Below are 13,012 nucleotides of genomic sequence, written 5' to 3' on the forward strand. Positions count from 1 at the left end.
CCCCACCCCGCCGGTGACCACCCACACGACTCGTCGGGCTGGTGCGCAGCCCGTTGGACATCGATGAGGTTTCACGGTGCCCTGTGGTGACCTGCCGCCGGGTCGCTGGCCCTCGCCTGCAGAGTTAGAGTCCCTAGGTGCGTGGCTGTGTAGGTACTGCAGGAGGTGTCGACGATGACTGTGACGGACCCTGGCTGGGTGGACACTGACAGTTTCAGGCCGAACCGTGGCCAGTTCCCGATCCGCGTTGAACAACATCTGAACCGCTTTGTGAGCTTCCATTTGCCTGGCGTCACCACTGTGACGAGCGCCACGCGCTACTACGCACTGCATGGCCTCACCGCCTATGTGGTCGCTGAGGAGGCTTTAGATGAGCCCGCCGCGGTAAACATACTCCGTAGAAGTGAAGCGCTACTTGCGTACGTAACCCATGTTCACGAACAGGAGTTGGGCTCGGAGCATCCGTGGTCGCCGGCGCCACACGGTATCGACAAGATCCGGACTCACGCTGTGACAGCAGAAGGAGTTGACCTCAGTAAGGCTGCCGAGCACTACGCAGAGGCCAAATGGGCCTTCTTGAATCCGTATCGTGGCTCGGAGATGTTCCTAGACATTCTGCAGAGATCCGGAGGGTTCAAGCCCGGGGAACGCTTCGACCCAGCTGCTGCCAGGTCGGTCCTAGTTCCCCTCCTTGAGACCGCCAGATCCCAGGACGCGGTCTCAAGGGAGCAGGCCGCCGCGTTATCGGCGGCGTGTCTGTGCACGACGTCGAACCAGATGGACGGCGCATGGCTTGCCGAGCTTCTCTCCGGGGATAAGACGGCGTCTACTGACCCGAAGAACGTGTCAGCAGGACGGCTGCTTTGGGAGTTCGGTCACCTGACGGCGGTCGCGACCCAGGTCGGCGACGTGACGGATGCCTCTGCGCTGTCGCGTCTGATCATGTTTGACCCCGAACTAGCGCAACACCCTGCACTCTTGGGGCAGGTCGCACCCGAGCGGTGGCGGGGAGCGCTGTTTCGCAAGGAGTCTGTCTGGGCGCTGCGGCTGATCTGGCACAAGATCAGCAACCTTGTTGAGGGAGCGAGTTATGTCGCTGACCTCATGGCGGCCTTCGCAGATCTCCTGCCTGATTCCGACACGGTCGGTTCCTTTCGTGGCAAGTTGCCACACCACCTCCGGAAGGACGGTGGACCGCGCGAGGCTGAGCGCGAACTGGAGGACCGCACCGATGTCGAGCGATGGCTAGGAACATTGATGCTCGGCGCCGCACGGCTGCCGAACCTGTCTGAGCAGGAACTCCAAGGCTTCCGAGCTGCTCGGGAGCACGAAGCGGGTCAGTGGGACGAGTTGAGCCCTGGGTGGTTTCAGGAACTCCTGGAGCTCAATGCGGACATGTCCTTGCGAGACTTTGGTGTCCTACTGGCCCGACAGATGATAAACCGCTCTCAGCGGGTTGCACTTGGAAAGTCTCGGTTCCACGCGAAGACTCAGGTCTTCTCCTACCCTGCACGCCTTCATGTCCGTGACGGAGTTGCGGTCAGACTTTTCGGTGAGACAGCGCCGGAGCCTGCCACGCGCATACCTCAGTACTTGTCAATCGCGCGACAGGCAGGCATGTTTACCGTGAACAACGATGGCAAGTTCGCGGTTGGGAAGAACGGAGAACGCCTTGCCTGAGGTGGTGTTCCACAGGGTTCCCAGCCTGCTCGGACCCATTCATCAAGAGGCCGCGACAGGCTCACGCGCCATGAGGGAGGCCCTCTTCCTGACCTTCGGGATGGACCTTGGCTTCTTCGAGCGACAACTCCTTGGACCAGTACGGTCCACCGGGGCGGCCGTCACGGTCATCGGCGATGCGCGCATGTTCACGCCGGACCCCCGCGAAGTCCGGTCAGCAGGCCGGGCTTACACACTTGGCCTGGCAGCAGCAAAGCGTGCATTCCACCCCAAGGTTACGGTGCTCGTTGGGCCGGAGCGGGCCCTAGTTGGGGTGGGGTCGGGAAATCTGTCAGTCGGTGGGTGGCACGGCAATGACGAGGTCCTCACCGTGGCACGGGCCAACTTGAATGAGGGTGTGCCCAGGGTCGTAGCCGACCTTATCGAGGCTCTTGTCAGGCTGGCCGAACAGATTCCGATGGGCGGGCTCGCCGCTGAGGGAGTGAAGCGGACCGTCACTGAGTTGAAGAAGTTGGTGAGGAACACTCAGGTGATTGACACCGGCCACAGGTTGGTGGACTCCCTCACTGGTCCGATCGTGGACCAGCTCCCCCAGGGACCGGTCTCCGCCCTGGAGGTAAGTGCACCCTTCTTCGACCCCCATGGTGCGGCGCTGGCGGAACTGGTCCGCAGATTCCAGCCTGAAGACGTGACTGTGCTGACACAACCAGGAAAGACCGTGATAGATCCGGAACCTATAATCCGGACGGCCAAGGAACTGGGAGTCAACGTCAGGTTCGAGCAGTTGGAGCGTGACGCTGTCAGCGGACCGTACCGGCATGGAAAAATCCTGACGGCTCTGCAGGGTCAAGAAACCTCCTGGTCCCTCGTGGGCAGCCCCAACATGTCAACTTCAGCTTTGACGTGCAGCGCGACGGGCGGCAATGTGGAGATCGCCGTCCTCATGGACGCCGGGATCTCACTCCTACCCACTCCCAGAGTTCGCGTTGCCGAAATTCCGGCCTTGGCACACGCAATCACTTCCCTCGAGGACTCCGCCCCACAAGTCACGGGACCCTTGCTGCTGGAGGCCCTAGCGGTCGAAGGAGGGCTCGAGATCACCCTGCTGACCGGTGGCACCTCAGACGTTCCGATTGAGGTCAGCCACTACGCAGGATCGCCTGAGCACTTCGAACTGCTGGGGACCGTCCCGGCCGGTGCCACACAAGCGAGGTTCCCCGGTGACTTTCTTCCCGGCACGCGGTTTCGCGCAGGGGACAGTTTCCAAACCCTCGCCGACCGCCACTCCGTCACCTCCCGTCTCCTCCCACTGGGCCGCGGCAAGCCCAACCAGGACGCATCGCTAAACCAGCTGTTTGCATCCGAGAGTCTCGCTGCGAACTGGATTAACGCACTCCAGTCCCTCGTGCACGGTGCGGGCGTAGAGTCCGGGAGCTCCGGAACGAAGGCACACGCACAGGATGCCGCGAGCGACAGCACGTACTGGGCACACCTGGACGACCCTGAGCAGTGGGCCGCCTACGCCCAGGAGTCGGTAGCCAAGCTCGGGCTACCCATGTTTGAACTGGCTGCTGGAACCACAGTCAAAACAACGGTCGGAGCGACCCTGCCCGTCGGCACCTTGGCCTGGGACGACACCTTCGATGACGATGGCGCAGACGATTTCGAGGGCGAGGAAACTGCCGAAGAGACCACAGATGTCTCAGGAGACCAGGATTCAGTGGGCTCTCAGGCGGAGATGTCGCCCGGGCAGCAGGCTCGCTACCGAGGATGGATCGGCAAGATCGTCGGGCTCGTTCCGCATCTCGGACCGTTTGAGCGCATCTCGATGGTCCAGCTGACTATCACCGCTTCACTACTCCCCTTCTGGTCTACCGACCGGGGTGCGTCCGGGTGGTTCGAACCACTCAGGACCGCGCTGGAGGGGCTGGCCGGCGAGGAATGGCCAGTGCAGGTGCGAGACCGGATCGCCGCCGCAGCATGTGTCGGGCTCTATCGCCTCAGAACTGCGGTCCCGCCAGATGAACGGGGCACGCATGCAGAGCAATTCAAGACCACTCTGCGACACCTAGGGCCACTTGTGGAAGCCGCTCAGCTTCCGGCGATTGAGGACATCCTGCACCTCCTTGACGAGGCGACGTTAGTAGCCCGCTCCGCGGAAGAGGTGAAGTCCGAACTGACCGAGCTACTGCAGGTGGGCCCGGAGGGCACCCTGACTCGTGTCATCGAGAGCAACCTCCCAGGCGTGGACCGGGCCACATGGACTGCCTCCAAGCACCTGGTCCTCGACGGCGACTTCACCAACGCAAAAACAACAGCAGCACAAGTGCTGACGTATGCCAAGGGCCTTGCCGACCTAGTGCTTGCGGTCAACTCCAGCAACGGGAGTTGGACCGTTGTAGTCCGCGCTGCATCTACTCTGGCTGTGATCGAAGGCGGGCAAGGTGAAACGACCTATCGCGCTTATGACACTGGACGCCTGATCATCAACCCCTATGCCCCACTGACCGACCCCCAACGCGCACAGCAAGCACGAATCAGCAAACCTCCCTTCGCCACCCCCGGCCCCGAGGTACGCGAAATCCTCGACCGGTTCGACATTCAAGCAGTGCCTATCACCGCTCCGACGGCAGTCGCGCTCAAGGCGCCCTGATCGCTCGACGGTTGAGTTCAAGCAGGCAGTGCGCCGGATGAAGGGGGCGGCACGACGACGGCCGCGCACTAACCGCGGCGCAGGACCGGCGGGTGCCGGTGCTTGGCCGCGCGCGGCATGCAGCATGGCAAGGCGACCACCACCACGCGTGGTGCGCTCCCCCGTCTCGACGAGGAAGCCCTCAGCAGTGGTGACCTTGCGGTGTCGTCGGGAGCGGCTCGAGCGGGTCGCCTCCTGTTTCCAGCCATGGCAAGACATCTGCTGGCGGGGGAGGGGCAGCTGGCGTCGAGTTGGGACCTGCGCTGGATGGCCAATGGCTTACATTCTCGCCACCAAAGCGTTCGACACGAGCTCGACGAGTTCGTTGGGCCTGTTGGTGCTGCCGAGCACACCGCTCCCGACTCCTTCGGCCGTGGCATGCCCGGAGACGGCAAGAAGGAATACACAAACTACGCACAGCGAGGCCACTGCAAACCGCACGAACTGTTTAAGGGCTTTGGTGCGGCTCTTCCGGCTGGCTAGGCACATAAAGCATGCCAGCAACGCCCCTAGGATGAGCGTGAACACCACAGTCACCACAAGATCAACCGTAGACACGAGTCCTCCAAAGAGGCCTACCAGTTCCGTTGGAGCCCTGCGCGGGTCGCTATACGCGCGGACGGGGCGGGTTGGCCTTCGTTGGTGGTTACCTTGTCTACTTCTGTGGAACGGGTGTTTAGGCTCCGCTTCAAGCATAGCGCGCACCTAGTGAGGCCGCTGTTGCGACACGGCCGCCGTCCAGGGACGAATCAGCCCCAGCGACGGAAACCATAGCCCCGCGGCTCACAGGGGCAGCAGGTCCCCTTCACCCTTGAGGGCACACGTTGTGCAACCGCTCTTCAGCGGAGGGCGTCGGGCATCGCCCTCTGCACGATCTCGCGCATCGGCGGCCCCACCTCCAACTGGGACAGCACCGCGAGCCACCCAGCCAGACCCGCTGGAGCACACACTGCGCCGGCAGTTTGAAGGTCAAGCCGACGTGGAAGCCCTCGGCGCGCAGGCCCTGCAGGTCGGCGAACATCTCGCGCATCCAGTCCCGGCTGAAGGTGAACACCCCCGCCTGTAGCGGTCCCAGGCAGCGGTCGGGTAGGGCGCGGACCGCCTCAGCGTCCGCGGCTGCCGACACGCGCACGAATCGCTCACCCCGCTCAGCCCGTCGGGCAGGTCGTCTTGGCCCGCGAGGGCAAGACGCCAACGAGAGCGACCAGGGCAGTGGTGACGGCGAGCACGACGTAGCCGCTCCAGTGGATGATGCGCCGGACGGTAGGCGACGGTGGCCTCGCCGGGGTCCACGGTCGCTCCCGTGCTCGCGTCCCACAGCAGCCAGCCTCCGCTGGAGTCTCCGACGCTCGTCGTCGCCTCCAGCGGGACAGGGCACAGTGGCAGCGATGCGCAGTCCGCAAGGGCCGGGGGTGAGCTCGCAGAGGCCGGGTCCAGCACCTGCCCTGGCTCTCCGGTTAGTGCTGCGCCAGCACGATGAGAACAGCTCGTGGGAGTGGACCCACGCCTGCATCAACACGCTGATCGAGCACCAGGAGCAGAGCTACAGTTAGGTCTTCCGCTACCTCGGCGCCAACCTAGACGTCATCGAGGTCGGCACCCATCTTGGTGTGCGCGCCAACTCGTCGCCACGCTATGCGCCAGCGGCGGTCTGCTCGGCGATGGCGGCCTACTCCGCCTCGCTGTCCTCGCTGCGCGGGACCGTCGCACGCGGTGAGGATGTGGAGTCGCGCGGAAGAACTCTGCCTACACCGCCGCGCAGTGGGGAAAGGCCGCCAAGAACTGAGCCGCAGGCGCACCCACGCCGGCGTGGGTGGCTCCCACAGTGGGCATCCCTACGTGCGGCGCACCTGCGCGTCCTTCCCAGTCACCGCCGAGATGTCGCTCTCGGCAGTCGACATCAGCAGGTCTGCCAGGTGCCGGAGGGCGCGGGCGACGGCAACCTCGTCCCCGATCTCTGGAACCGCCCGGTCCTGCGGAGCCCGGTGGCTCCACCCTGACGCCACCAGATGCTCCGGTGAGTCCGCCACCAGCACCGCCCGGGCGTCGGTGTCGTCCTCGGTCTCGAAGATCGACACCCGGACGGTCCATTCGCGCGCGTGCGGGCTGGCAGTGGATCCTGCCACGGCCTCCTGTGCCTTGTCTCCCTCGCCCGATGGGGACAGCTTCAGCACGGTCCCCGGTCCGGGATAGATCAAACCCGTGTGGCCGTCCGACCACTCGACAACATACGGCGGACCTCCGTCCTCGCCGCGCACCTCGACGACCCGACCGTCCTGGGTGGGATCCCCGACACGTTTGCCGGCCAACACGATGTGGTCACCCTGACTCGCCCTCATCACGGCCTCCTGACGACTCTCACGTCTTCCTGCGCGGGCTCGGCGCAGGCGTTGTTTCCCGTAGTCCCAGTGTCCTCCGCCTTGGTGTCGACCGGAAGGGGCTCGGACAGCTGAGCTCGCGTCCCCGCCGAGCGCGGCACGATCAGCCAGCCCCACGGCATACGGCAGCGATCATCGGGCCGACACCGAGGGGACACGACCCCGGGGCCCACCATCAAGAGCGACGTCGAGGGCGGCGACGCCGCCGTTTTCCTAGGGTGTGCCCATGGATGAGGTGACCTGGGGACTCGATCTCTCGACCGACCCCCACAAGTGCGCGGCGGTGGCCATCCGCTGGCACCCCGACCGGGCTGAGATCGTCGCCGTCAGAACTCCTTTGAGACCAGGGGAGATCGTTGATCTCATCGCCAGCGAGACCGGGCCGTTCGCGGTCGATGTCCCCTTCGGGTGGCCCGACACCTTTGTGCAGTTCCTGGCAGAGCACCAGCAGGGCGCTCAGCAGCCCCCAGGAGATCGGGACGCCTGGCGCATCTCGACCCTGGCCCGACGGCTCACCGACGAGCGCTTGCGACACATCGCCCTCCCCCTGCCCGCCTCGTTTGACCGGCTGGGCAGGACCGCTGTGATGTGGTCAGCCATCGAGCACGATCTTCGCGCTCAGGGTGTCGTCATCGACCGTTCCGGCACGACGGGTCGTGTCTGCGAGACCTACCCCAAGGCGCTTCAGGTGTCGTGGGGGCTGGGCAAGGTGAAGCTGAGCCTGGATCTCCTGCGGGCCGCGTTTCCCTTCCTCGAGGTGCCCGAGGCCATGGCTGGCCGTCTGGCCACGGACGACGCCAGGGACGCCGTCGTTTGCTCGCTGGCGGCCCGGGCCCGCGAGCTCGGACTCACTGACCTGCCTGCCGCCGAGGAGTTGGACCAGGCCCGGCGCGAGGGGTGGATCCACATCACTTCCGTCAGCCCGTCAGGCCTGCTGAGGTCTGCTCCGAGCGGCAGGCCGGCAATGTCGGGACCAACCCCGCGAAGCATCTCGGGCGCGTGACGGATCCCGCTGCTACAGTCGCCGATCACAGCGCGAGAGGCGGGCGACCATGAGTCAGTCGGGTGCAGGTGCGATCGTCATCCAGGGTGCGCGCGTCTTCGACGGAGAGGCCTTCCTGGAGGGCACACCGGATGTCGTGATCGAGGGTGGCGTGATCACCGCGGTCGGGGCGGGCGCGGCCAGCCGGCTCCACACCGGCTCGGGAACCGTCGCCGACGGCGTCGAGGTCGTCGACGCGACCGGGCACACGCTGACACCCGGGTTCATTGACGCTCACGTCCACCTGATGGTGCAGAACATCGGTGGTCTGGACACCATCCTCAAGCCGTTCTCGCTGCCCTTCTACGAGTCGGTCGGCTACATGGAGCGCACCCTGCGCGCGGGCATCACCACCGCCCGCGACGCCGGCGGCGCCGACCTCGGGCTGAAGACCGCGCAGGCGACCGGGCTCGTGGCCGGCCCGCGGCTGCGGATCTCGGTCAACATCATCGGGCAGACCGGCGGGCACGGCGATCACATGCTGCCCTCGGGCCTCGAGATGCCGCTGTTCGGGCCGCACCCGGGCATCCCCTCCGGCGTCGCCGACGGGCCGGACGAGGTGCGCAAGGCGACCCGGATGATGTTCCGGGCCGGGGCCGACCAGATCAAGATCTGCACGACCGGCGGTGTGCTCAGCCCGACCGACGACCCGCGGCACTCCCAGATGACCCTGGACGAGATCCGGGCCGTCGTGGCGGAGGCCGAGGCGCAGGAGTCCTACGTCCTGGCCCACGCCCAGGGCGCCGCCGGGATCCGCAACGCCATCCTCGGCGGGGTCCGCTCGATCGAGCACGGCATCTATCTCGACGACGAGACCATCCAGCTCATGCTGGACCACGACGTCGCCCTGGTCCCGACCCTGGTGGCGCCGCTGTCCGTGCTGAGGACGAGCGAGTCCGGCCGCACCATGAACGAGAGGGTGCTGGCCAAGGCCGTCGCGGTGGTCGAGATCCACAAGGCGGCCATCTCCCGGGCGGTGTCAGCCGGCGTGCGGGTCGTGTTCGGCACCGACACCGGGGTCGGCACCCACGGCGAGAACCTGGCCGAGTTCGCCCTGCTCGCCGAGTGCGGGATGTCGCTCGAGGGGGTCCTCACCGCGGCCACCTCGGCGTCGGCACAGCTGGTGGCGCCGGACCTCAAGCTCGGACGCGTGGCGCAGGAGCACGTGGCCGACCTCGTCCTGCTCGACCGGGAGCTCACCTCCACCGCAGACCTCACCGACATCGACCAGGCCGTGACCGCGGTCTTCCAGGACGGTGCCCGAGTGCTCTGACCCTGCTCCGAAAGGCCGTGCCATGGACCTGCTGCCCTCCGTCGGTGTCGCTGCACTGCTCTTCGTGCTGATCGCGATCGGCGACCTCATCTCGACACGGACCAGGGCGCGGGTCCCGGCCATCCTGGTCGCCATCGTCCTCTATCTCACGCTCATCTGGACGGGCCTGGTGGACGGCGAGATCGTCTCCACCTCGGTCGTCAACCAGTTCGGCATCATGGTCATCGCGATGGCCCTGGTCCACCTCGGCACGATCATCCCGATCAAGGTGCTCACCGCCCAGTGGCGTGCCGTGCTGATCGCCGTGGCAGGCCTGGTCGTGGCGCTCACCCTGATCCTGACCATCGTCAGCCTCGTCTACGACTACCCGACCGCGGTCTCCGGCAGCGGCCCGATCGCCGGCGGCATCCTGGCCATGCTGATCACCAGCCAGGAGCTGGAGGCCCAGGGCCTGACCCATCTCCTGGTCATCCCGGCGACGATCATCGCCATCCAGGGACTGGTCGGCATCCCGATCGCCTCGGCACTACTGCGCCGGTATGCCGTGGACTTCCGTGCGCGGTCCCCTCTCGTGGCCGCCCACGCACCTGGGAGCCAGAGCCTGGCGCACACGGTCGACGACCTGCCGCTGGGCGAGCTCCCCGAGGACGTCCCGGAGGAGGAGTTCCTCGAGGAGACGCACCGCCAGCTCCTGCCCGAGCGCTACCGCTCCCCTGCGGTCCTGCTGGCGATGGTCGCGGCGCTCGGGACCCTGGCCTTCTATCTCGGTGACTGGAGCGGGGTCAACTACGGCATCTGGTCGCTGCTCATCGGCATCGCCTGCCAGTACTTCGGGGTCCTCCCTCACAAGGCCCTCGACGAGGCGAACAGCTTCGGGATCGTGACTGCCGGCATACTTGTCGTCGTCCTGGCCTCCATGGGTGGGGTGACCATCGGACAGCTGCTCGACTCCATCGGGCCCGTGCTGCTCATCCTGGGCCTCGGCGTGATCGGGCTCATGGCCGGCGGGATGCTCGCCGCGCGGCTGCTCCGGTGGGACCCCAAGAAGGCCATGCCCGTCTCCCTCACCGCGCTGATCGGCTTCCCGGCCGACTACATCATCTGCGAGGAGATCGCCAACTCCCTCGGCGAGGACGCCGAGGAGCGCGAGGCCATCATGGACGAGATCCTGGCGCCCATGCTGGTCGGCGGGTTCACGTCCGTCTCCCTGGCCTCCGTCCTCATCGCCTCCACCCTGGTCGGCACGCTGTAGGCTCTAGGTGCGCAACTATTGCGCATGTGCAGTTCTTGCGCATAGACTGCTGTGATGAACGACGAGCTCACCACCCGCTACGAGCAGGCCGTGACAGCCCTGGGCGAGGTCGACCTGGCCTCCCCCACCGCGGCGGTCACCTCCCTCACACAGGCACGTGACGCCGTCCAGTCCGCGCTGGATGAGGCGATGGCCCAGGCCGTGACCCGAGAGGGCGCCTCGCTGCGCCAGGTCGCCGCCCTCGCCGGGATCGCCCCCAACAGCGTCTCGCCGCGACTGGCACGATCAGCCAGCCTCGCGGCATACAGCCAGGACGGCCGCGTCGACGCCCAGGGGATCACGCTCGCGCGGGCCGACCACCAACAGGACGCGCCGATGCGGTTCGTCCGCCGCACCAGCAAAGGGGAACAATCGTGACTGACCCGAACTACACCCACCTGGCCTTCCTGCTCGATGCCTCCGGCTCGATGGCCACCATCAAGAGTGACGTCGAGGGCGGCTTCGACGCTTTCATCGCCGACCAGCGCACCCAGCCAGGCCGCTGCACGGTGACCCTCGCCGACTTCTCCGGCCCCGGGGACTACGTCGTCCGCTACACCGGCAAGGACCTCGGTGAGGTCGAGCCCCTGACGCTGCACCCGCGCGGGATGACCGCCCTCCTGGACTCGATCGGCCACCTGGTCACCGAGACCGGGCACTTCCTGGACGCAATGCCTGAGGACCAGCGCCCCGGCCTGGTGATCGTGGGGATCATGACCGACGGGCTCGAGAACAGCTCGCAGGAGTGGACCCACGCCGGCATCAAGGCCCTCATCGAGGAGCAGGAAAGGACCTACAACTGGGTCTTCCACTACCTCGGCGCCAACCAGGACGCGATCGAGGTCGGCGCCGGCCTCGGCGTCCGAGCCGACTCCTCGCTCACCTATGCCCCCGCTGCTGCTGGGTCGGCGATGGAGGCCTACTCCGCCTCGCTGTCCTCGCTGCGCGGAGCCGTGGCCCGCGGTGAGGACGTCGCGTCTGCTCGGCGCACCTCGGCCTACACCGCGGCGCAGCGAAAGAAGGCTGCCAAGAGGTGAGACATCGTCTGGCCTGGTGCCGCTCGGGACTGGCGAGACGGCCCTTCGAAGCGTGACTGCCTGCCCCCTCAGGTCGGGCTACTCCGCGTCGGCGTTGAACTCCTCGATCGCCTCTCGTGCGATGCGGAAGCCCTCAACCCCGTTCGGCACACCTGAGTAGATCGCGACCTGCATCAGCACCTCCCGGATCTCGTCTGTGGTCACGCCGTTGCGCAGGGCACCCTTGACGTGGAGCTTGAGCTCGTGCGGGCGGGGCAGGGCGGCGAGCATGGCGATGTTCAGCATGCTGCGCGTCTTGTGCGGCAGGCCGTCACGGCCCCAGACTGCGCCCCAGCAGTAGGTGGTGACCAGCTCCTGGAAGTCGCGGTTGAAGTCGTCGGCCTTCGCCATGGAGGCCTCGACATACTTCTCGCCGACGACCTTCTTGCGGATCTCCAGGCCGGTGTCGAACGGTTCGCTCATCGTGCACTCCTTGGTTGTGATGGGTCAGTCGGGTCCGCCCTCGGACTGGGCGGTCGTCTCGCCGCCGACACGGCGGTCGAAGTTCGCTGCCAAGAGCTCCCCGGAATGGAGGAGGTGGGCATGCATCGCGGCTCGTCCAGCCTCGGGGTCGCTCTCCTCGAAGGCAGCCAGGATCGCGTCGTGATCGGTCATCGTCGACTCGGGCCACCCGGGGATCGAGGCGTAGTACATGCGGGGCACGTAGCGGGTCAACAGGCCCAGCACCCACAGAATCTTGGGTGAGTTGCCGAGCTTGTTGAGCTCGCGGTGGAACTGGTGGTTGAGCTCCTCCAGCTGCGCGATGTCGTTGGCCTTGGCAGCCTTGCCCAGCTGGTCGTGGAGCGTGCGCAGTCGCGCAACATCGTCCGGCGTCGCGTTGGCCACGGCGCGCGCCACCATCTCGCCAGCCACCAGCGCCTGGACCGTGAACAGATCCTTGATGTCCGCCGAGCTCAGGTGAGCCACCTGGAACCCGCGCCGCGGGATGAGGTCCAGGAACCCCTCGACCCTCAGCGTCTTCAGCGCCTCGCGAGCCGGCGTCGTGGATATGCTCAGCGCCTCGGCGATCGTGTCCACCCGCACGGAGTCGCCGGGCTTGAGCTTGCCCGACATGATCTGTGCGCGCACGAACGTCGCCGCCTCGTCGCTCAGCTGCGGTCGCCGGACAACCTTCGGCACTTCGGGATCGACGGTCACGTGTCCCCCTCCTTTCCAGTGAAACGGAGACAGTATGACGTCGCCCCAGTTCGGAGCCCAATGTCTCACCCCCGGTGACACTCGGCTGGGGGTGGGTGCAGGCTGCTGACTGCCCGGCAGCGCGGCTCATGAGGGCCAGGTCTCGAAGAACTCCCGTCCCCGTTCCGCCAGCTCAGGGATCGCCTGGCCATGGCCCCACCGCGCGAAGTGCTCGCTCTCCCCGTGAGCCTTGAAGGCCGCCTCGTCCGCATAGACCTCGAAGATCCGGAACGTGCCGGGCTCGTCGGCGGATGTGTACGGCTGGTAGTAGACGTTGCCGGGCTCGGCGCGAGAGGGCTCGATCAGCTGCTCGAGCGCCTCGGCGACAATGCTCTCGCTGCCAGGCTTCGCTCTCCAGACGGCATTGACGACGTAGGCCATGA

Annotated in this window: 11 protein-coding genes; 7 read left to right on the forward strand and 4 right to left on the reverse strand. The window is 66.3% G+C overall.

Annotated elements, in window-relative coordinates; translation table 11 throughout:
• The first annotated feature begins 174 nt into the window (after positions 1-174).
• Positions 175-1,680 (forward strand): hypothetical protein, encoded by a 1,506-nt coding sequence (locus tag DA085_RS05605; RefSeq protein ID WP_109471968.1) that lies wholly within the window; start codon positions 175-177, stop codon positions 1,678-1,680.
• Complete coding sequence (locus DA085_RS05610) at positions 1,673-4,333, forward strand: hypothetical protein (protein ID WP_154402111.1); 2,661 nt, start codon at positions 1,673-1,675, stop codon at positions 4,331-4,333. The genes DA085_RS05605 and DA085_RS05610 overlap by 8 nt, the downstream gene beginning before the upstream one ends.
• 1,874 nt (positions 4,334-6,207) lie before the next feature.
• On the opposite strand, the gene DA085_RS05620 is transcribed toward DA085_RS05610, so the two are convergent.
• Entirely contained in the window at positions 6,208-6,711 is a 504-nt protein-coding gene (locus tag DA085_RS05620) for a dsRBD fold-containing protein (protein WP_109471971.1), read from the reverse strand.
• A gap of 265 nt (positions 6,712-6,976) precedes the next feature.
• Here DA085_RS05620 and DA085_RS05625 point away from each other — a divergent pair, with 265 nt between their 5' ends.
• Genes DA085_RS05625 through DA085_RS05645 form a run of 5 tightly spaced genes read left to right on the forward strand, consistent with a single transcriptional unit; the run spans position 6,977 to position 11,393 of the window.
• Entirely contained in the window at positions 6,977-7,753 is a 777-nt protein-coding gene (locus DA085_RS05625; protein WP_109471972.1) for a DUF429 domain-containing protein, read from the forward strand.
• Positions 7,754-7,802: 49 nt separating this feature from the next.
• The gene (locus DA085_RS05630; RefSeq protein WP_109471973.1) at positions 7,803-9,065 is read left to right on the forward strand and encodes a metal-dependent hydrolase family protein; all 1,263 of its coding nucleotides are present in this window, start codon (positions 7,803-7,805) and stop codon (positions 9,063-9,065) included.
• Positions 9,066-9,087: 22 nt separating this feature from the next.
• Complete coding sequence (locus DA085_RS05635) at positions 9,088-10,317, forward strand: hypothetical protein (protein WP_109471974.1); 1,230 nt, start codon at positions 9,088-9,090, stop codon at positions 10,315-10,317.
• Positions 10,318-10,371: 54 nt separating this feature from the next.
• Positions 10,372-10,734, forward strand: a complete 363-nt coding sequence (locus DA085_RS05640) for a hypothetical protein (RefSeq protein ID WP_109471975.1) — start codon at positions 10,372-10,374, stop codon at positions 10,732-10,734.
• A complete protein-coding gene (locus DA085_RS05645) occupies positions 10,731-11,393 on the forward strand; it encodes a vWA domain-containing protein (RefSeq protein ID WP_109471976.1) in 663 nt (220 codons plus the stop codon). The genes DA085_RS05640 and DA085_RS05645 overlap by 4 nt, the downstream gene beginning before the upstream one ends.
• Before the next feature lie 78 nt (positions 11,394-11,471).
• On the opposite strand, the gene DA085_RS05650 is transcribed toward DA085_RS05645, so the two are convergent.
• The 3 genes from DA085_RS05650 to DA085_RS05660 all read right to left on the reverse strand — a co-directional run bounded on the left by DA085_RS05650 (position 11,472) and on the right by DA085_RS05660 (position 13,010).
• Positions 11,472-11,855, reverse strand: coding sequence for a carboxymuconolactone decarboxylase family protein (locus DA085_RS05650; protein ID WP_109471977.1), 384 nt, complete (start codon positions 11,853-11,855; stop codon positions 11,472-11,474).
• A gap of 24 nt (positions 11,856-11,879) precedes the next feature.
• Positions 11,880-12,590: a GntR family transcriptional regulator gene (locus DA085_RS05655; protein WP_237565330.1), complete on the reverse strand. Its 711-nt coding sequence runs from the start codon at positions 12,588-12,590 to the stop codon at positions 11,880-11,882.
• A 126-nt stretch (positions 12,591-12,716) separates the two neighbouring features.
• Positions 12,717-13,010: a putative quinol monooxygenase gene (locus DA085_RS05660; protein ID WP_109471978.1), complete on the reverse strand. Its 294-nt coding sequence runs from the start codon at positions 13,008-13,010 to the stop codon at positions 12,717-12,719.
• Between the last annotated feature and the right edge of the window lie 2 nt (positions 13,011-13,012).

The sequence above is a fragment of the Ornithinimicrobium cavernae genome, assembly GCF_003121625.1.
Classification (GTDB): Bacteria; Actinomycetota; Actinomycetes; order Actinomycetales; family Dermatophilaceae; genus Ornithinicoccus; species Ornithinicoccus cavernae.